Origin of the sequence: Fulvimarina fulva (assembly GCF_039652615.1) — a bacterium.
Taxonomy (GTDB): Bacteria; Pseudomonadota; Alphaproteobacteria; order Rhizobiales; family Rhizobiaceae; genus Fulvimarina.
This window is the reverse complement of sequence record NZ_JBDJAC010000003.1, coordinates 251,252-270,513: the sequence shown is the minus strand read 5'-3', so window position 1 is coordinate 270,513 and position 19,262 is coordinate 251,252. Positions and strand designations below refer to the sequence as shown.

Genomic DNA, 19,262 nt, shown 5'->3' with positions numbered 1-19,262 from the left:
CGATCCCTCTCCTATTCTGCGGGTTGGGCGGCGACGTCGCGGCCGCTTTTTTCCCGGCGATCGAAGATGCCGGAAACTTTCAAGAGATGCGGGCGGACGTGGCGGTTGTAGAGGCCGGCCAGACCATCCGGGAAGGCCATGACTACGGCGATGAACAGGCCGCCCATGGCGAAGAGCCAGAGTTCGGGGAAGGTCTCGGAGAAGGTCGACTTGGCGTAATTCACGAGAAGCGCGCCATAGATCGCGCCGAAGAGCGAGAGCCTGCCGCCGACCGCGGCGAAGATCACCATCTCGATCGATGGCACGATGCCTACGAAGGTCGGCGACATGAAGCCGACCTGCAGCGTGAACATCGCGCCGCCGATGGCGGCTATACCGGCTGCAAAGCAGAAGACGAAGACCTTGAAGGCGGCGACGTCGTAGCCGGAAAAGCGGACGCGGTCCTCCTTGTCACGGATCGCGATCAGCAGCCGACCAAGCTTCGAGACGTGGACCGCGCGGCACAGAAGCAGCGAGGCAAGCAGCAGGCCGGCGCAGACGAAGTAGAGGATGAACTGGGCATCCGTGGTCCGGATGTTCCATCCAAGCAGGGTCCGCAGGTCCGTGATGCCGTTGACGCCGCCGGTATAACCCTGCTGACCGATGATGAGGATGGTCAGGATCGCCGCGATCGCCTGGGTGATAATCGCGAAATAGACGCCGCCAACCCGCCGGGTGAACAGCGCAAATCCGATGATGAAGGCGAGCAACATCGGAACCGCGACGATGGCGACCAGAGTGAAGGCGAAGGAATGGAACGGCACCCAGAACCAGGGCAGTTCGGTGATCTGGTTCCAGTCCATGAAATCCGGAATACCGGGCGTGGACTGGATCGCGGTGTTCTCGGGCGAGGAGGCTTCCAGCTTCAGGAACATCGCCATGCAATATCCGCCAAGGCCGAAGAAGATGCCTTGGCCGAGGCTGAGAATGCCCGAATGCCCCCAGCACAGGACGAGGCCGAGCGCGACAAAGGCGTAGGTGAGGTACTTGCCCACGTTGTTGAGCCGGAAGGAGTCCAGCGCCAGCGGGAAGACCACGAGGATCAGGATGGCGAGGATCGCGAAGTAGAGCCATCCCTCGCGGGTGAAGAACGGATTGGCGAAGCGCTCTTTCGACGGCATTTCGGAAACGGAGCGGTGTGATGACGACGTCATGGGTCTTGCCTTCCTCAGCGACGGATTTTGAGGGCGAAGAGGCCCTGCGGGCGGAGCATCAGGATGCCGACCACGGTGAGCAGCGTCAGGACTTTCGCCATCGAGCCGCTCAGGAAGAATTCGAGGGTCGACTGGGCCTGAGAGATCGTGAAGGCGCTGGCGATCGTTCCTAGGAGGCTTCCGGCGCCGCCGAAGACCACCACGAGAAAGGTGTCGACGATGTACTGCTGGCCGGATGTCGGACCGGTCGAACCGATCATGGTGAAGGCGGACCCCGCGATGCCGGCGATGCCGCAACCGAGGCCGAAGGTGACCCGGTCGGTCATGCGGGTATTGATGCCGACGGCGCCTGCCATGGTGCGGTTCTGGACGACGGCGCGAACGCGCTTGCCCCAGCCGGACCGGTACATGAGGGCGTAGACCGTCGCGGTGATGATCAAGGTGAGCGACATGACGAAGATCCCGTTGATCGGCACTTCGACGATGTCGGTCAGCGGCAGCGAGCCGATGAGCCAGTCGGGTAGGGAAACGCCGACCTCACGGGCTCCGAAGATCGTGCGATAGGTCTGCTGCAGAACGAGGGACAGACCCCAGGTCGCCAGCAGCGTATCGAGCGGCCGCTTGTAGAGATGCCGGATCATCGCCCATTCGACGAGAACGCCCAGGGCGAAAGCTGCGCAGAAGGCAAGGATGATCGCGAAGAAGAAGTAATAGGGGAAGAAGGCTGGGATATTCGCCGACACGAAGGTCGAGCAGAGATAGGTCACATAGGCCCCGAGGATCATGAACTCGCCATGGGCCATGTTGATGACGCCCATCTGGCCGAAGATGATCGCCAGCCCGAGGGCCATCAGAACGAAGACAGAAAAGAGGATCAGACCGGCAAAACCCTGCATGGCGAGGATCGAGCCGAATTCGTAATAGGTAAAATCGCCGATCATGGCAGCCTCGTCCGGCCTCTGCCGGTCATCGTCGGTTGAAGGAAAGTTGAATCGAGCCGGTGAGCCCCGACCGCCTGTGGCGCGCGGTCGAGGCCCGGGGCGAAAGGCTTATTGGTAGCCTTCCGGGAACGGATCGGGCTCCATGAGCTCTTCCGTTTCGTGAACCACCTTGTACTGACCGTCCGGCTGGGCCTGCGCGATCCGGGTCTTTGACCAGAGGTGATGGTTATCGTGGATGCGCACGTAGCCTTCCGGCGCCTTGTTCATCTCGATGCCCGCCGAGACGGAGACCACCTCGTCGATGTCGAAGGTGCCGGCCTTTTCGACGGCGGCCTTCCATAGCCAGGGGCCGAGATAGGCGGCCTGGGTCACGTCGCCGATCACCATGTCGTCGCCCCAGCGCTCCTTGAACGCCTTCACGAATTCCTCATTGTTCTGGTTCGTGAGGCTCTGGAAATACTTCATCGAGGCATAGGCGCCGTCGATGTTCTCGCCGCCGATGCCGCGGATTTCGTCTTCGGTGACGGAGATGGTGAGGAGCAGGGGTTTCTCCTCGGTCATGTCGATGCCGGCGGCCTTCAGCTGCTTGTAGAAGGCGACGTTGGAGCCGCCGACGACGCTCGCATAGATCACGTCGGGTTTGCGCAGCTTGATCTTGTTGATCACCGAGTTGAACTGGGTGTGCCCAAGCGGATAGTAATCTTCGCCGACGACCTTGCCGCCGAGCTTCTCGATATGCTTGCGCGCGATCTTGTTGGACGTGCGCGGCCAGATGTAGTCCGAGCCGAGAAGGTAGAAGGTCTGTGCGCTCTTCTCCTCCGAGACCCAGTCGATGCCAGCCAGGATCTGCTGGGTCGCTTCCTGACCCGTGTAGAAGACGTTCTTGGACTGCTCGAGGCCTTCGTAGAAGGTCGGGTAGTAGAGAAGCCCGTTATACTGCTCGAAGACCGGCAGCACAGCCTTGCGCGATGCGGACGTCCAGCAGCCGAAGACGGCGGCGACCTTGTCCTGGACGAGAAGCTTCTTGGCTTTCTCCGCGAAGGTGGGCCAGTCCGATGCGCCGTCTTCCTGGATAATCTTGATCTGGCGTCCGAGAATGCCGCCCTCGGCATTGATCTGTTCGATCGCAAGCGTCTCGGCCTGCACGGAACCGGCCTCGGAAAGCGCCATCGTGCCGGTGATCGAATGCAGGATGCCGACCGTGACAGTGTCGTCGGTGACGGCGAGGTCGTTGCCGCTGACTTCGCTTGTTGGATAATCTTGCGCTGCAACGGGCTGTCCGAGCGCGGCAAGGATCGGGATGGCGGCGAGCCCTGAAAGCAGTTTGCGGCGCGTCATCGCCATCAATGTGTTTGAAGTACGCGGTTGCGTCATGGGGGACCCTCTTGCCCTGGGAATGGATCGGGAGCAGTCCGGCGTCGCTGCCGGTGAGGGAATGAGGCAAAATTTACCGCAGTGCGACAATGGGGCGTTTGACGTATGGCGAGTGGGGTAAATCACCCATAACGTTCGAAGAGAGAACGTCATTGCGACCGGCATGGTGAGATACGCAAGCGGGAGTGATCTGTGCGCGATTTCCTGCTTCGTCCGGCCCGCCGAATGTGCTGTCAGTTGCACTGGCGCGATCATCGAGAATGGGCAGACCGTGCCGATTGTTCCACGCCGTGCCGTTAAGAAGGGCTGGATCTGACCGAAGTCTGCCGTACCGGCAATTCGAAGGGAGACCATGACGCAGCCCCTGCGTGTTCCCCGCATCAAGCGCACCTATACGAGGTGGGCCGCCGACGAGACGATGGAAGACTATGCGTTGCGCTTTACGGCCTTCGGCGTACGCAGGTTTTCGGCCGGACGCATCGCGAACACCGCGATCGGGGCGGTGTCGTTCCTCGCTCTCGAGGCGATCGGCGGTACTATCACGCTCGCCTACGGCTTCCCGAACGCAGGTCTTGCCATCGTCACGGTCTGCACGCTCATCTTCCTCGCGGGTCTGCCGATCTGCTATTACGCGGCCCGCGCAGGTGTCGACATCGATCTGTTGTCGCGCGGGGCAGGCTTCGGTTATCTCGGCTCGACGATCACCTCGCTGATCTACGCGACGTTCACCTTCATCTTCTTCGCGATCGAAGCGGCGATCATCGCCAACGCCCTCGAACTTGCGCTCGGCCTTCCGCTCACGATCGGCTATATCTTGGCGTCGCTGGTGGTGATCCCCCTCGTGCTTTACGGCGTCACCTTCATCAGCCGCTTCCATGCATGGACGCAGCCGATCTGGATCGTTCTCCAGCTTCTTCCCTTCATCTATCTCGCCTTGAACGAGCGCTCCTCGATTGCGGCCTGGACCGGCTATACGGGCCTCTTCGGTGCGCCAGACGGGACTTTGAGCCTCGCGGCGTTTGGCGCGGCCTCCGCCGTCCTCTTCGCTTTGATGGCGCAGATCGGGGAGCAGGTCGATTTCCTGCGCTTCCTGCCGTCAGTTGCGACGATCGGGCGGAGGCGATGGTGGCTGGCCCTCGTCGGGGCGGGGCCCGGCTGGGTCTTTTTCGGTGCCGCGAAGTTCTTTGCCGGTTCCTATCTCGCCTACTACGCGTTTCGGGAGGGCATCGACTTCTTCAGCGCGGCCGATCCGGTGAAGATGTATCTCACCGTCTATGCCGACATGATTCCGAGCCCCGATCTCGCGCTTGCGCTGACCTGCATCTTCATCGTCATCTGCCAGTTGAAGATCAACGTGACGAATGCCTATGCCGGGTCGATCGCCTGGTCGAACTTCTTCAGCCGTCTCACCTACAACCATCCCGGGCGCGTCGTCTGGCTCGTCTTCAACGTGATGATCAGCCTGTTCCTCATGGAATTCGGCATGTATCGCGTCTTCGAGAGCATTCTCGGCCTTTATGCGATCCTCGCCGTGGCATGGGTCTCGGCCCTCGTCGCCGACCTCGTAATCAACCGCCCGCTGGGTCTGGCGCCGGACCGGATCGAGTTTCGGCGCGCCCATCTCTACGACATCAATCCGGTGGGTTTCGGTGCGATGATCGCCGGAATAGTCGCCTCGGTCTGCGCCTATGGGGGTGTCTTCGGCGCCGGCGGTGCCGCGCTCTATTCCTATGTCGCGATCCTGGTTCCCCTGATCGTCTCGCCGCTCCTTGCTATCGTAACCGGCGGGCGGTTCTACATCGCCCGGGAGCCGGATGCGGCCGCGACCGGCCCGGGCCAGAAGACCTGCTGCATCTGCGACTATCCCTTCGACGGCGAGGACATGGCTCATTGCCCCGTCTATGCCGGCCCGATCTGTTCGCTGTGCTGCACCCTCGATGCACGCTGCGGAGATGCCTGCAAGACGGGCTCCCATCTTGCCGACCAGCTTCGATCGGGACTGCATCGCCTCGGGGGCTCGAAAGCGCGGATCGAGCGTCTTTTCCAATCTACGCTGATGCGCTTTACGACGATGATGACAGTGGTCGGCATCGTTCTCGCCGCCGTCTTTCTGTTCGTCTCGATCGACGGCCAGTTGAACGGGGACCTGTCGGATCAGGCCGCGTCCTCGCTTTTGACGAAGCTCTTCGTCATCGTCGTCATAGCCTCCGGCATTGTCGTCTGGCTCTTCGTCCTCAGTCAGGACAGCCATCGGCGTGCGGAGGAAGAGGTACGCCGGCATACGAAGCTTCTGATGGACGAGATCGCCGCGCACCGCGAAACCGATCTCGCCCTCAAGCAGGCACGGGAAGTCGCCGAGAAGGCCAATCTCGCCAAGAGCCGCTATGTGGTGGGGCTCAGCCACGAGCTGCGCTCGCCCCTCAACTCGATCCTCGGCTATGCTCAGATCCTCGAGCGAAGGGCCGAGGCTGGCACGCCGGTCTATACGGCGGCCTCCACGATCCGGCGCAGCGGTGACCATCTCTCCATGATGATCGAAGGGCTGCTGGATATCTCGCGGATCGAAGCCGGCAAGCTCGAGATCTTCCGGCACAAGGTCGCCCTGAAACCGCTGCTCGACCAGATCGTCGACATGTTCGCCCTTCAGGCGCGCAGCAAGGGGCTGCAATTTCGCTTCGAGACCCCGCCCTATCTGCCGGATTTCGTCTGGACGGACGGAAAGCGGCTCCGCCAGGTCCTCATCAACCTTCTCTCCAACGCCGTGAAGTTCACGCGCGATGGCCGTGTCTCCCTCAAGCTTTCCTATCGAAGCGGGATCGCGACCTTTGCCGTCGAGGATACCGGGGTCGGTATCGCCGAAGCCGATCTCGAACGCATCTTCGAACCGTTCGAACGGGTGAATGACGCGGCAGACGAGACTCAGCCAGCCGGCACCGGGCTCGGGCTTTCGATCACGCGCCTGCTCGTGGACATCATGGGCGGCGACCTTACCGTCAAAAGCGCCGAGGGGGAGGGCACCACCTTCACCCTGCGTGTTCTCCTCTCCTCGGTCCACGAGGGCGAGGAGGTGCAGATCTCGAAACCTATCCCTCGCGGCTATCGGGGCAATCGCCGCTGTGTGCTCGTGGCTGACGACAACGCTTCCCATCGCCGGATCGTGCGCGAATTCCTGGAGCCGATGGGCTTTGAGGTGATCGAAGCGATCAATGGCCGCTCGGCGGTCTCGGCGGCGGCTATCTCTTCGGTGGATATTGCCCTTCTCGACGTGTCGATGCCGGACCTCGACGGCTGGGACGTGGCCCGGCGGATCCGTATGGGTCCGACCGACATCCCGATCGTCATGGTCTCGGCCGAGGTGGGCGCCGAACGTAACCGACCCGAATATCGCGCTCTCTATGACGACTATCTGACAAAACCTTTCCTCCTCACCGATCTCATCGAGAGAATCGGCAGCCATCTCAATCTCGATTGGGAGGAGGAGAGCCTTCAGGATACCTGGTTCCGCAGAGCCGCGGACTGGGACTGGCCCCCGCCAGAACGCCTCTCGGAGCTGCGCACGCTCGCACGGGCCGATCTCCTGCGCTCCCTCGCCGGTTCCCTCCGCCAGATCCAGCATGATTTGCCGAACACCAGTGATTTCTGCGCCGGAATGCGAGACCTCGCGGAGCGCGGGCGCCGCCATACGATCATCGACATCCTGTCTTCACGACAAATGGAAGAAGACCATGAACGCTTCCAGTGAAACCTCGATCCTCGTCGTCGACGATGCGGTGGACACCGCCAGGATGCTGGTCGATGCCATCTCCCTGACGGGTCAGTCGGCGACGACCGCGCTCTCCGGGTTCGATGCGATCCGCTCCATCGACGAGACCGTTCCGGACCTGATCCTGCTTGACGCCATGATGCCGGGGATCGACGGCTTCGAGACCTGCGCGCGGCTGAAGGCCGATCCGCGCACGAGCGATGTTCCGGTCATTTTCATGACCGGCTTCAACGAAAGCGAACACGTCGTGCGCGCCTTCGCGGCCGGCGGTGCCGACTTCATTGCCAAGCCGATCAATCTCGACGAGCTGTTTGCCCGGATGAACGTTCATCTCAGCCATATGCGACGGCAAAGGTCGGCGCGGGTGGCGCTGGAGACGACCGGCCGCCGGATCATCTCGCTGAACGAGAGCGGCGTCCTGAACTGGGCGACGCGCCAGGCTGCGAGGCTATTGGAGGATGCAGGTCTCGACAGCAGGCAGGGTCAACGCATGCCGATCTCCGTCGCCGAATGGCTGGCACAGCAAACGGACCTGCCGTTCCTGCACGATGCATCGGGCGTGCCAATCGAGATGCGGATCCTGGAGCGGAAAGACGATCAGATCCTCATCAAGCTTTTCGATCGCACGTCGGGAACTGATGAGGAGAGGCTCGCCAGCGCGTTCGGCCTCACCATCAGAGAGGCGGAGGTGCTGCTTTGGATCGCCCACGGCAAATCGAACAGGGAGATCGGCGACATTCTGGAGATCAGCCACCGGACAGCCAACAAGCACACCGAGCAGATTTTCGACAAGCTCGGCGTCGAGAACCGCACCGCTGCCGCGACGACCGCAGTCCGTGTTCTCATGGTCGATCAGTAGGGTGCTTCGCCTCTTCAGGCAAAGAGCGAGGCCGTGCCTATCACTGGAAATGCGTAGCAGGCCGTTTGTGCAATCGGAGGCGTGGCACAACCTCAAGAGAATATTTTTGCAGAGCCAACTTATTAAACGTTTTTTATCGAAGAAGTATCACCTTGAGGTGAGATCACGTAACTGGACCAGCACTCTCATGAGCTATGGATATGGAGCCACCGGCTCACAGGGCGACCCGTCTGTGGTGGTGGCACTGCCTGAGGACTGCACGATCCGGGGCGTTCACGCGATGACCTCCTGTCTGACCCAGAATATCCACGGGCCGTCGCCCATGTTCGATAGCCGTGCTGTGAAGACCTTCGATGTCGTGGGCCTGCAGATGCTTCTGTCCGCGCAAAAGACCGCGCAGGGCTCCGGCACGGCCATTCAGATCATCGCCGATGACGAGTGCGCGCTGCGCGTCGCAGCGGAACGGGCGGGGCTGATGGCCGAATTTGAGAAACTGTTCATTCCGTCGCCGCCGACCTGAGCAGGGTCTTCCAACCCCAGATAAAAATCTGTCCCCCTGCGCCGAAAGCCCGCACCTCGATTGGACGCGCGAGACACCGCGTGTCCGACCGCGACCTGCTGCGCCTTCGGGCGCCTGCAGGATCGAGCTCTCTCCTCCCCAGCGTCAATTTATGAGATATCCCTGATGAGCAAGACAATCCTCATGGTCGATGATTCGGCCTCCGTCCGGCAGATGGTCGGCATGACGCTGAAGCAGGCCGGCTACAGTGTCGTCGAGGCTGCCGACGGACGCGAGGCCTTGCAGAAGGCGGCTGCGAACCCGATCGATGCGGTCATCACCGATCTCAACATGCCGGTGATGGACGGGCTGTCCTTCATCCGCGAATACCGCACGACACCGGCATCGAGCGGTGTTCCCATCGTCTTCCTGACGACGGAGTCCGATGACAGCCTGAAAGCCGAGGCGAAGGCCGCCGGCGCCACCGGCTGGATGGTGAAGCCCTTCAAGCCGGACCAGCTCCTCGCCATCGTTCGCAAGGTCGCGGGCGCATGAGCAACATCGACCCGACGGACGTCTTCCGGCAGGAGGCTGCCGATCTCATCGAGACCCTCGAACAGGCGCTTCTCGATCTCGAAACGCGGCCTGACGACCGCGAGCTCGTCGGCCTCGCCTTCCGCGCGCTGCACACCTTAAAAGGGTCCGGCGCGATGTTCGGCTTCACGGCCGTCTCCGACTTCATCCACGAGTTCGAAACCGCGTTCGACCGCGTCCGCAAGGGGGAGGCCGCAGCGGGACCCCGGCTGATCGCGGCGGCTCTCGACGCGCGCGATCATGTCTCTCGGCTCATCGACGATCCGGATTGCGATAAGGAGCGCGGCGATGGGATCCTTGCCGCCCTGAAGATCGCCGTCAGCGGGGCGGCGGACGATGCTCCGGTCGTCAACGAGATGGAAGCGTCTTGTGGCGAAGACGCGGAAAGCGCCTCACGGCCGACCGGCTGGCGCATCCGCTTCAAGCTTGCTGCGGAAGCCCTGACGCTTGGCGCGAACCCGCTTCTTCTTCTCGACGAGATGCGCGAACTCGGCCCGTGCGAGATCCATGCCGATGCCGGCGAGATCCCGACGCTCGATCGTCTTGAGCCCCAGCAGTGCTATCTTTCCTGGGATGTTATCCTGAACGCTCCCGTCGAGCGCGAAGCGGTGGACGACGTTTTCCTTTTCGTCCGCGACGACATGGACCTCGTCATCGAAGCGCTCACGTTGGAGCATGAGGAGAGCGTTTCGAGCGAACCACAGGCCGTGGAGGCGCTCGTCAATCGGGCCAAGGCCGAGACGGCCATCGGCGAGCCGGCGGCGAAGACGGAGCCGTCGAGCCCAGCCTCGGCGGCAAAGGGCGAAGCTGCAACCGGCAAGGCTGCGGCACCGGCGAAGATCGAGCGCAACGCCACCTTGCGCGTTCCGGCCGAGCGGCTCGACGAACTGATGGACCGGGTCGGCGAGCTCGTCATTGCCCAGGCCCGCCTCTCGCAGCTCGCCGAGACGATCCACGATCCCTCTCTGGTCAACGTCGCCGAAGAGATCCAGCGGCTCACCTCCAGCCTGCGCGATACGACGATGGGGACCCGGATGGTCCCCTTCGGGTCGCTCTTCGGGCGGTTCCGCAGACTCGTCCGCGATCTGTCGGAGGATCTCGGCAAGCCGATCGACTTCGTGACAGAGGGCGAGGATACCGAACTCGACAAGACGGTGATCGAACAGCTCGCCGATCCTCTCGTCCACATCATCCGCAACTCGATCGATCACGGTCTTGAACGGCCCGACAAGCGGACCGAGGCCGGCAAGAACGCGACGGGAACCCTGACGCTTTCAGCCAAGCATCGCGGCGCGGAAGTCGCCATCGCCATTCGCGACGACGGAGCCGGCCTCAACGCCGAGCGCATCCGCCAGCGGGCGGAGGAGGCGGGGCTCATCGCCTCAGGCCAGAGCGTCGCCGACGGCGAACTTTATCGGATGATCTTCCAGCCGGGCTTTTCGACGGCGACGGAGGTGACGGCGCTGTCCGGCCGCGGTGTCGGCATGGACGTCGTCAAGCGCACCATCGACGGCCTGCGCGGATCGATCGATATCGACACCGCGGCCGGCCGGGGCACGACCGTCACGCTCCGCCTTCCGCTCACGCTCGCGATCATCGACGGCCTTCTCGTCAGGGTCGGGAACGATCGCTACACGATCCCGCTCGCGGCGGTCGAGGAATGCGTCGAACTGCCCGACGGCATCGATGCCGAGGCGCGCGGGCGCAGCTTCATCAATCTGCGCGGCGAGCTGGTGCCCTTCCTCAAGCTGCGGTCTCTGTTCGGTGCGGAAAACGAGCCGGACCGCTTCCAGAAGGTGGTCGTCGTCTCCTCCGAGACCACGCGCGTCGGCCTGGTGGTGGACGAGATCCTGGGCAACAATCAGACGGTCATCAAGCAGCTCTCGAAGCTTCATTCGGGCCTGAAGACCTTCTCCGGCGCGACGATCCTCGGCGACGGCACCGTCGCCCTCATCCTGGACGTCATGCACCTCGTCGGCTTCGGCCAGAAGATCGAGGAGCGGCGGCGCGCCGAAACCCTGGAGAAAGCCGCATGACCCAAGCCGTGGAGTCGAAAGCCATGCATGCCCTCACCATCCGGCTCCAGGACGAGATGTTCGCGCTCGAAGCGACGAATGTCCGCGAAATCCTGGACCCGGTCCCGATCACCCGGGTACCCAATGCCGGCGCCTTCGTCGGCGGCCTGATCAACGTGCGCGGCAATGTCGTGCCGCTCGCCGATCTGAGGGTCAGTTTCGGCATGGACCGGCCGCCTGCCGACACCGATACGCGGATCGTCGTCATGGAGATCGAGCTCGACGGCGAACCAATGGTCGCCGGGATCCTTGCCGACAAGGTCTACGAGGTCACCGACATCGAAACTGCTTCCATCGAAGAAGCGCCGAAGGTCGGCATGCGCTGGCCGGCCGAATACGTGCGCGGCATCGGCCGCCGCGACGACGACTTCGTCATCATTCCAGACATGCAGCAAATTTTCGGGTCACGGGCGAACCCCGCCGCCAACAGCAACTGAAAGGATACCCAATGAAACTCTCGCTCAAGGCGAAATTCGCCCTTGCCTTCGGGATATTGCTCACCCTGATCGCCGGTCTCGGTGGGGTTGCAATTCTGGAAATGCGCCAGATCAACGACCAGTCGACGGTGATCGCCGACAACTGGCTCCCGAGCGTCAATCTCATCAACCGTATCAATACGGCCACCTCGGACTTCCGGATCAACGAACTCGAGCATGTCGTCTCTACGAACAACAACGAAATGCAGGTCGCCGAAACGGAAATGAAACAGACCGGCGCCATGATCGCCGAGCTGCGAAAAGAGTACGAGCAGCTGATCTCATCCGATGAAGAGCAGCGGATCTACGACCAGTTCGCCGGCAAATACGAGCAGTATCTCGCCGAAAGCACCAAGATGCTCGGCTATTCCCGCCGGAACGAGAACGAGCAGGCCGCTCGCATGCTTCGCGACACGGACGCTGCGTTCGACGGTTTCTCGACCGATCTCAGCGCGCTCGTCGACTTGAACGCGGAAGGCGGCCGAGCTTCGAGCGCCGCAGGCGACGTGATCTATTCCCAGGCTCAGATGATCACCTTCACCGTCATCGGTCTCGCATTCCTGATCGGCATCGCGACGGCGATCTTCCTGACCCGCAACGTCCTCAAGTCTCTCGGCGGCGAACCGGACTATGCCCGCGACGTCATCCGCGAGATCGCACAGGGCAACCTCACCGTCGACGTCAACACCCGCAAGGGCGACAATGAGAGCCTTCTGGCCGCGGCGCGCGACATGGTCGAAAAGCTCGAAGCCATCATCACGGATGTCACCGGTTCTGCCCGCAACGTCTCCTCCGGCAGCCAGGAAATGTCCTCGGCCGCCGAGCAGCTGAGCCAGGGCGCAACCGAGCAGGCCTCGTCCACCGAGGAAGCCTCGTCCTCGATGGAAGAGATGGCCTCCAACATCAAGCAGAACGCCGACAACGCCTCGCAGACCGAGGCGATCGCCCGCCAGTCCGCGAAGGATGCGGAAGCCAGCGGTGAGGCCGTCGGCAAGGCCGTGAAGGCCATGGAGACCATCGCCGAGAAGATCCTGATCGTTCAGGAGATCGCTCGCCAGACGGATCTTCTCGCCCTCAACGCGGCCGTCGAGGCAGCTCGTGCCGGCGAACACGGAAGAGGCTTTGCGGTGGTCGCTTCGGAAGTGCGCAAGCTCGCCGAACGCAGCCAGGCTGCGGCCCAGCAGATCTCCGGCCTTTCGGGCGATACGGTCAAGGCCGCCCAGCAGGCCGGGGACATGCTGACCCGTCTCGTTCCCGATATCCAGAAGACGGCTGAGCTCGTCTCTGAGATCACCAATGCGAGCCGTGAGCAGAACACCGGTGCTGCCCAGATCAACATGGCGATCCAGCAGCTCGACAAGGTGACCCAGCAGAACACTTCGGCTGCCGAGGAAATGGCCTCGACATCGGAGGAACTCGCAAGCCAGGCCGACCGCCTGCAGAGCTCGATCGCCTTCTTCAAGGTGAACCAGAACAGCGGTTCGATGAGCGAGCACCATCAGCCGGTGAAAAAGTCGAAAGGCTCGTCCGGTCTCGGCGTCGCCGACATGCACGACGCGCTGCGTGTCGCGGCCCCCTCCATGTCCGGCGCCCGCAACGCGCCGAAGGGCAAGAGTGGCGGTTTCGACTTCGACATGGACGACGAGGGCGACGATCTGGACCGCCGCTTCGTGCGCAACGGCCGGGCCGCCTGAGGCGACCGATCTGTCCTCCCGGCCCATGGCGGCCGGGAGGGTCCCCATCGAGGGAGACCGTGAGGTGTCCTAGTGGCTCGATTTCGACGTTCGCCGAAGGCGGGCCTCAAATGTCAAATTTGCTCCACTAGGGGCGCCGGAACATCGCTCCCGACTTTAAGAATTCACGGCAGACCGCGCAGCGACGAAGCACTGCCGATCTGCCCCGCAAATCCTGCCATTTCAGCCGAGAGAGACGCCCCATGACTGAAGCAACGCAATATGTGACCCTGGGCGTCGCCGACTCCCTCTTCGCGGTTCCGGTATCGCGCGTTCAGGAGATCCTCGAGCCGCAGCCCATCGCCAAAATGCCGAGGGCGCCGGAAGACTTTCTCGGCGTCATCGATGTTCGCGGGCAGAGCATTCCGGTAATCGACCTGAGGCTCCGCCTCGGAATGGATGCGGTCGAGGACACCCACGACACCCGCGTCATCGTCCTCGACGTTCTCCTGAATGGCGACATGCAGAAGCTGGCTCTTCGCGCCGACCGGGTTTTCGAGGTCGCCGAACTCGACGGCCCGCTCGAGCCGCCGGTGAAGATCGGCGGGCGGTGGAGCGCCGAATGCGTTGCCGGCGTCGGACGTCGCAACGGTGCGTTCGCGACAGTGTTCGATCTCGACCGGCTGTTCGTCTCCCACGACGTCACCGGGGTTGCCGCGGCAGCCTGACCTTTAGGTAACCGATCTACGGCGCGGCGGTCGCTTTGTCTCCAGCGCCGGCCCGATGCCCCAACCCATCGCTTCCATAACTCTTCGCCATCGCAGCCGGTGCCGATCACCCGCTACGCGAGACGCGTAAAGGACCAAGATGCCCCTCGCTTCAGCTGTCGCCGAGCCGCTCGGCTCCCGTTTCCGCCCTCCCGTTTCCGAAGACCAGATCTCCGAGGCCGACTTCGAGCGCCTCACGGTTCTCGTCACCCAGCAGACCGGTATCAGACTGCCCCAGGCCAAGCGGGTGATGATCGAGGGACGCCTTCGCAAGCGGATGCGCGCGCAAAAGCTTCCCACCCTCGATGCCTATTGCCGGTTCCTGTTCGATCAGGGGGGACTCGAAGCGGAGCTGGTTCACCTCATCGACGTGATGACGACCAACAAGACCGACTTCTTCCGCGAGCCCGAACATCTCGACCTCATGGAGCGAAAGCTCGTTCCCGAGCTTCTTTCCCGCGGCGCGAACCGTCTCCTGAAGGTCTGGAGCGCGGCAAGCTCGAACGGGGCGGAAGCCTGGTCGATCGCCATGGTGCTGGAGGATCTCGCCCGCGAGCGCCGGGATTTCACCTATGCAGTGCTCGGCACCGATATCTCGACGGCGGTGCTCGAACAGGCCCGGCGCGCGATCTATCCGATCGAGGCGATGGCGCCGGTGCCGCTGGAAAAACGCAAGCGCTACGTCATGGACGGGCGTGCCGATGACCAGCGGGCGGAGGTTCGCATCGTGCCGGAACTGCGCCGCAGGGCCCGTTTCGAGCGCATGAACCTGATGGGCGAGCGCTATCCCTACGACAGGGATGTGGACATCATCTTCCTGCGCAACGTGCTCATCTATTTCGACAAGGCCGACCAGCAGGCGGTCGTTACGCGGCTGGGCGGCCATCTGAGACCGGGGGGCTTTCTCATCGTCGGCCATTCGGAATCGATGGCCGTGCGGGGAAGCGATTTCAGGCAGATTGGTCCGACCATCTACCAGAAATGCTAACCAGTCGCCGTTATCGTCCTGCTTCTGTCGAGACGACCCTTTTTTAAGTCCAAAAGGACCTTTTCCCAGGAACGAGTGATGCAAAAGAACGCTTCTGACACGAACCGGGAGAAAATCAGGGTCCTGATCGTGGACGATTCCGCTTCGGTGCGCACGACCCTGACCGCCATTCTCTCCGACGACCCGGAGATCGAGGTCATGGGCACGGCGGCCGACCCCTATCTCGCGGCCGAGAAGATCCGCCAGCAGATCCCGGACGTGCTGTTCCTCGATATCGAGATGCCGCGAATGGACGGGCTGACCTTCCTGAGGAAGATCATGGCGCAGCGCCCCATTCCCGTCGTCGTTTGCTCCAGCCTTGCCAGCGAAAAATCGGACGTGATGATGGAGGCGCTGGCCGCCGGCGCCGTCGATGTCATCACCAAGCCGCGGGTCGATACGCGCCAGTTCCTCACCGAGTCGCGCATGTTGATCTGCGACGTCGCGAAGGCCGCCGCCCATGCCAAGGTGAGAAGCGGCATGCGCCGAGAGGTCAAGCCGGCGGTCGAGGCGAAGCTCTTCGCCGACGTCATGATCCCGCCAATCTCCGAGACCCGTATGGCCTCGCTCAAGCGTTCGATCCCGAAGACCGACCCCATCGTCTGCATCGGCGCCTCGACGGGGGGAACCGAAGCGCTGGCATCGGTGCTCACCCGTCTGCCGGCAAACAGCCCCGGTATCCTGATCGTCCAGCACATGCCGGAAAAGTTTACCGCCGCCTTTGCCCGGCGTCTCGACGGCATGTGTGCCGTGGAGGTTCGTGAAGCCGCCGACGGCGATCTTGTCGGGCCCGGCCGGGTTCTGGTTGCGCCGGGCGGCCGTCACATGCTGCTCCAACGGCAGGCAAGTCGCTACAGCGTCGCCATCAGGGACGGCGATTATGTCTGCCGTCATCGCCCGTCGGTGGATGTCCTCTTCCGCTCGGCTGCGCAGAACGCAGGCGCGAATGCCATGGGCGTCCTCCTGACCGGCATGGGCGACGACGGCGCGCGCGGTCTTTTGGAAATGCGCCAGATGGGCTCCTATACGATTGCCCAGGACGAGGAGACGAGCGTGGTCTTCGGTATGCCGAAGGAGGCAATCGAGCTTGGCGCCGCCGCGAAGGTCGTTCCTCTCCACAAGGTTGCGGAGTATATTCTGCGCTATACCGCCATTGCCGCAAAGACCGCCAGGATCGCTTCATGAGTGCGTTAGCCCATCTCGAACCGGACGGCTCTCCGGACTCGCCGCCAGAGCCTGTCCGACATCGCGGCTTCCCGCTCGAACGCTACCGCAATCAGCTTGACGGAACGATCGACGGCATCGAGACGATCTTCCTGCGCATTGGCGAAAGCCTGCTCGCCTGCGTCGGCCTGCTCGGCGATATGCGCGAAGCCTTCGGTGCGATCACCGAGGCTCATGCCGGCCCGGAGGTTGCCGAGGCCGAGGCCGCGATCCGGGGGCTCGTTCGCGAATGCCAGGGCCTTCTCGAAGCAACGCACCGCGAGCACCAGATCGTCGTCGAACTGACGCGCATCGTCACCTCTGCCGGTTCCCAGGTCGAGGCCCTCCGCCAGACCGTGTCGATGATCTCGGCCATCGCGGTGAACGCCCGGGTGATTGCCGCAGGCACACGATGCGACGGCGAGACCGAACTCGCCGTCTTCACCGACGACATTCACGAATTCATCAAGCGGACCGCCGATGTCGTTGATCGGCTCACCAAGGGCCAGTCCCAGCTGCGCACGCTGCTCGTCAGTGCGTCCGTCAAGAGCGAGGCCTTCGAGCGCAATTTCGCCCGGGCGACGGAATGGCTGAAGGACAGGATCGAGGCCGATCTCGCGGCGGCCGTCGAAGATCGCGCGCGTGCCTCGAAGACGAGCGGCCTCGCGAAGGAGACCTGTGCATCTCTCTCCGGGCAGGTGTCCCGGATTGTCTCATCCATGCAGGTTGGCGACAACACCCGCCAGCGTCTCGAACATGTCTCGGCGGGGCTTGCCATCGCCGAGAAGACGCCCGAGGCCGAATATGCCATCCTCGAACTGCAATGCGCGCAGATGAGCGGCACCCGGGTCGATCTCGTCCAGGAGACCGGATCGCTCAGGGAGGCCCTTCTCGTCCTCTCCGCAGATATCGACCATTCCTTCGGCGCGTTGAAGAGTGAACTCGTTGGAACCGGCGCGCGCCATGACGCGCCGGGCACGGCCCGGCTCGGTCCGGATATTGCCCAGGCGAGCACCGAACTCTCTCGTTCAAAAGAGGAACAGGAGCGCGTCGCGGCGCTGGCAAGGAGCATCACCGAGGATGTCGCCGCCTTCAACACCCGTGCCAGCGAAATCCGTCAGCTCGAATTCGAGATGCGGCTCGTCAGTCTCAACACCGCGATCGGCTGTTCGCGCCTCGGCAAGGAGGGGATCGCCCTCGGCGTCGTATCCCACCAGATGCGTGAAGTCGTCGGCGATATGGTGACCCAGTCGGAGGCGCTTTCCGCGGTTCTTTCGAACCTCGGGCAGCTGGCGGACGATCTTGGGCAGGTTCGCGCGAACGCGGCCGATCGCGGCATCGCGGAACTCGTCAGCGAGGCCGAACGGGCGCTCTCGATCCTCTCCCTGGCCGACGAACGGCTCGGATCGGCAGGCTCCGTCCTCGATGCCGTGGGCGGGCGCATTGCCGGCCTCACCTCGGATGTCGGCGAGGGGCTCGGCAATCTCGAAGGGCTGATCGAGACCCTCTCCGGCGTCGAGACCGCTCTCGGTATCCGGGTCGCGACCGGCGAGGGCCGCGATCCTTCGGTCATCGCCCGTCACGCCGACCTCTTTGCAAAGCTGCGCAAGGCCTACACGATGGAAGCCGAGCGGAAGATCCACGACGAGGTCACCGGAGCTGAACCGGTCCCCGCGGAGGAGACGGCGAACGCCGCCGCCGAGGACGATCTCGACGCGTTCCTTTTCTGAACGCACCGGATTTGAACGACAGGAACGGTGCCGAAGAGCCGTCGAAAGCGATGGGTTCAAAGGTCCACCGGTGTTACTGGCGGCTCTGGCGTCGCCCTTCCGCCTTCATCGGCATCTTGCTGGATGTGGGAAGGGGGATGAAATCCTCCTCATCGCCCGGAACGGTTTCGAACCGGCCACGCCGCCATTCCTCCTTTGCCTGCTCGATGCGCTCAGGTCGCGAGGAGACAAAGTTCCACCAGATCCAGCGCGGACCCTCCATCGGCGTGCCGCCGAAGACCATGAAGCGGGCCTCGCGCGGTCCTTCGTTCTTAACCGTGATCCCATCGCCGGGGCGCAGGACGAGGAGCTGGCCCGCCTCGAAGGTGTCGCCCGCGATCCTGATCGTGCCCTCGATCGTATAGAGCGCCCGCTCCTCGTAACCCGGATCGATTGGAACGGACGCGCCAGTTGCGAGGATGAGATCGCCGTAAAGCGTTTCCGACGCGGTCTTGAGCGGAGATATCGCGCCGAAGGCCGTGCCTGCGATGAGGCGGGCGCGAACGCCGTGGGCCTCGACGATGGGCAGGTCGTCGGCACCGTGATGCATGAAAGCGGGGTCGCTTTCTTCCGCCGCTTGCGGAAGCGCCATCTAGGTCTGGAGCCCGAACAGCCTCTGGCCGCTGCGCTTGCGCTCATCGCTCGTGCGCTCGGAATGGACGATGCCTCGTCCGGCCCGCATCCAGTTCACCGCGCCGGGATCGATCGCGATATCGGTGCCGAGGGAATCCCGATGGTGGATCTGACCTTCGAACAGATAGGTGAGGGTCGCCAGGTTGATGTGCGGGTGGGGGCGTACGTCGATGCCATGATCGGTCAGGAACTCCGCCGGTCCCATCTGGTCGAAGAAGATGAAGGGGCCGACCATCTGGCGCTTGGTCGATGGGAGGGCGCGCCGAACCGTCATCTCGCCGATATCGACGGAGCGCGGCACGATCAGCGTCTCGACGGCATCGACGGAGGATGCGTCGCCGAGTTTCGGATCGGGACAGGGAGACCAGGACATCGCGATGCTCCTTTGAACGGTGATGAATCGAAGAGGGACTGCT

14 protein-coding genes and 1 pseudogene are annotated in these 19,262 nt (G+C 63.0%); 11 read left to right on the top strand and 4 right to left on the bottom strand.

Annotated elements, in window-relative coordinates; genetic code table 11:
• Positions 1–11: 11 nt before the first annotated feature.
• The 3 genes from urtC to urtA form a co-directional block, all read right to left on the bottom strand.
• Positions 12–1,160 carry an urea ABC transporter permease subunit UrtC gene (urtC, locus tag ABDX79_RS06775; RefSeq protein WP_346219583.1) on the bottom strand — a complete coding sequence of 383 codons (1,149 nt, stop codon included), beginning with the start codon at positions 1,158–1,160 and terminating at the stop codon, positions 12–14.
• Positions 1,161–1,207: 47 nt separating this feature from the next.
• Positions 1,208–2,134 (bottom strand): urea ABC transporter permease subunit UrtB, encoded by a 927-nt coding sequence (urtB, locus tag ABDX79_RS06770; RefSeq protein ID WP_346219512.1) that lies wholly within the window; start codon positions 2,132–2,134, stop codon positions 1,208–1,210.
• A gap of 108 nt (positions 2,135–2,242) precedes the next feature.
• Entirely contained in the window at positions 2,243–3,508 is a 1,266-nt protein-coding gene (urtA, locus tag ABDX79_RS06765; RefSeq protein WP_346219511.1) for an urea ABC transporter substrate-binding protein, read from the bottom strand.
• Positions 3,509–3,860: 352 nt separating this feature from the next.
• On the opposite strand from urtA, the gene ABDX79_RS06760 reads away from it, so the two are divergent.
• The 11 genes from ABDX79_RS06760 to ABDX79_RS06710 all read left to right on the top strand — a co-directional run bounded on the left by ABDX79_RS06760 (position 3,861) and on the right by ABDX79_RS06710 (position 18,174).
• The gene (locus ABDX79_RS06760; protein ID WP_346219510.1) at positions 3,861–7,250 is read left to right on the top strand and encodes an ATP-binding protein; all 3,390 of its coding nucleotides are present in this window, start codon (positions 3,861–3,863) and stop codon (positions 7,248–7,250) included.
• On the top strand, positions 7,234–8,130 hold the full coding sequence (locus ABDX79_RS06755) for a DNA-binding response regulator (protein WP_346219509.1): 897 nt from the start codon (positions 7,234–7,236) through the stop codon (positions 8,128–8,130). Before ABDX79_RS06760 ends, ABDX79_RS06755 begins: the two co-directional genes overlap by 17 nt.
• 187 nt (positions 8,131–8,317) lie before the next feature.
• The gene (locus tag ABDX79_RS06750; protein WP_346219508.1) at positions 8,318–8,650 is read left to right on the top strand and encodes an STAS domain-containing protein; all 333 of its coding nucleotides are present in this window, start codon (positions 8,318–8,320) and stop codon (positions 8,648–8,650) included.
• Positions 8,651–8,815: 165 nt separating this feature from the next.
• Positions 8,816–9,184, top strand: a complete 369-nt coding sequence (locus ABDX79_RS06745) for a response regulator (protein ID WP_346219507.1) — start codon at positions 8,816–8,818, stop codon at positions 9,182–9,184.
• Positions 9,181–11,259, top strand: coding sequence for a chemotaxis protein CheA (locus ABDX79_RS06740; protein WP_346219506.1), 2,079 nt, complete (start codon positions 9,181–9,183; stop codon positions 11,257–11,259). Before ABDX79_RS06745 ends, ABDX79_RS06740 begins: the two co-directional genes overlap by 4 nt.
• Complete coding sequence (locus tag ABDX79_RS06735) at positions 11,256–11,735, top strand: chemotaxis protein CheW (protein WP_346219505.1); 480 nt, start codon at positions 11,256–11,258, stop codon at positions 11,733–11,735. The genes ABDX79_RS06740 and ABDX79_RS06735 overlap by 4 nt, the downstream gene beginning before the upstream one ends.
• 11 nt (positions 11,736–11,746) lie before the next feature.
• Complete coding sequence (locus ABDX79_RS06730) at positions 11,747–13,468, top strand: methyl-accepting chemotaxis protein (RefSeq protein ID WP_346219504.1); 1,722 nt, start codon at positions 11,747–11,749, stop codon at positions 13,466–13,468.
• 242 nt (positions 13,469–13,710) lie between these two features.
• A complete protein-coding gene (locus ABDX79_RS06725) occupies positions 13,711–14,175 on the top strand; it encodes a chemotaxis protein CheW (RefSeq protein WP_346219503.1) in 465 nt (154 codons plus the stop codon).
• A gap of 139 nt (positions 14,176–14,314) precedes the next feature.
• Positions 14,315–15,202 (top strand): CheR family methyltransferase, encoded by an 888-nt coding sequence (locus ABDX79_RS06720; protein ID WP_346219502.1) that lies wholly within the window; start codon positions 14,315–14,317, stop codon positions 15,200–15,202.
• 78 nt (positions 15,203–15,280) lie between these two features.
• On the top strand, positions 15,281–16,426 hold the full coding sequence (locus ABDX79_RS06715) for a protein-glutamate methylesterase/protein-glutamine glutaminase (RefSeq protein ID WP_346219501.1): 1,146 nt from the start codon (positions 15,281–15,283) through the stop codon (positions 16,424–16,426).
• On the top strand, positions 16,423–18,174 hold the full coding sequence (locus ABDX79_RS06710) for a hypothetical protein (protein WP_346219500.1): 1,752 nt from the start codon (positions 16,423–16,425) through the stop codon (positions 18,172–18,174). Before ABDX79_RS06715 ends, ABDX79_RS06710 begins: the two co-directional genes overlap by 4 nt.
• Positions 18,175–18,247: 73 nt before the next feature.
• Here the strand turns inward: ABDX79_RS06710 and ABDX79_RS06705 are convergent.
• Positions 18,248–19,219, bottom strand: a pseudogene (locus ABDX79_RS06705) (pirin family protein).
• Positions 19,220–19,262: the final 43 nt, after the last annotated feature.

What these genes read in the sequence shown, in the direction of transcription:
- ABDX79_RS06740 (WP_346219506.1), top strand. Translation starts at nt 9,181, where the DNA reads ATGAGCAACATCGACCCGACGGACGTCTTCCGGCAGGAGGCTGCCGAT.
- ABDX79_RS06720 (WP_346219502.1), top strand. Translation starts at nt 14,315, where the DNA reads ATGCCCCTCGCTTCAGCTGTCGCCGAGCCGCTCGGCTCCCGTTTCCGC.
- ABDX79_RS06725 (WP_346219503.1), top strand. Translation starts at nt 13,711, where the DNA reads ATGACTGAAGCAACGCAATATGTGACCCTGGGCGTCGCCGACTCCCTC.
- urtA (WP_346219511.1), bottom strand. Translation starts at nt 3,508, where the DNA reads ATGACGCAACCGCGTACTTCAAACACATTGATGGCGATGACGCGCCGC.
- ABDX79_RS06715 (WP_346219501.1), top strand. Translation starts at nt 15,281, where the DNA reads ATGCAAAAGAACGCTTCTGACACGAACCGGGAGAAAATCAGGGTCCTG.
- urtB (WP_346219512.1), bottom strand. Translation starts at nt 2,134, where the DNA reads ATGATCGGCGATTTTACCTATTACGAATTCGGCTCGATCCTCGCCATG.
- ABDX79_RS06735 (WP_346219505.1), top strand. Translation starts at nt 11,256, where the DNA reads ATGACCCAAGCCGTGGAGTCGAAAGCCATGCATGCCCTCACCATCCGG.
- ABDX79_RS06755 (WP_346219509.1), top strand. Translation starts at nt 7,234, where the DNA reads ATGAACGCTTCCAGTGAAACCTCGATCCTCGTCGTCGACGATGCGGTG.
- ABDX79_RS06760 (WP_346219510.1), top strand. Translation starts at nt 3,861, where the DNA reads ATGACGCAGCCCCTGCGTGTTCCCCGCATCAAGCGCACCTATACGAGG.
- ABDX79_RS06710 (WP_346219500.1), top strand. Translation starts at nt 16,423, where the DNA reads ATGAGTGCGTTAGCCCATCTCGAACCGGACGGCTCTCCGGACTCGCCG.
- ABDX79_RS06750 (WP_346219508.1), top strand. Translation starts at nt 8,318, where the DNA reads ATGAGCTATGGATATGGAGCCACCGGCTCACAGGGCGACCCGTCTGTG.
- urtC (WP_346219583.1), bottom strand. Translation starts at nt 1,160, where the DNA reads ATGCCGTCGAAAGAGCGCTTCGCCAATCCGTTCTTCACCCGCGAGGGA.
- ABDX79_RS06730 (WP_346219504.1), top strand. Translation starts at nt 11,747, where the DNA reads ATGAAACTCTCGCTCAAGGCGAAATTCGCCCTTGCCTTCGGGATATTG.
- ABDX79_RS06745 (WP_346219507.1), top strand. Translation starts at nt 8,816, where the DNA reads ATGAGCAAGACAATCCTCATGGTCGATGATTCGGCCTCCGTCCGGCAG.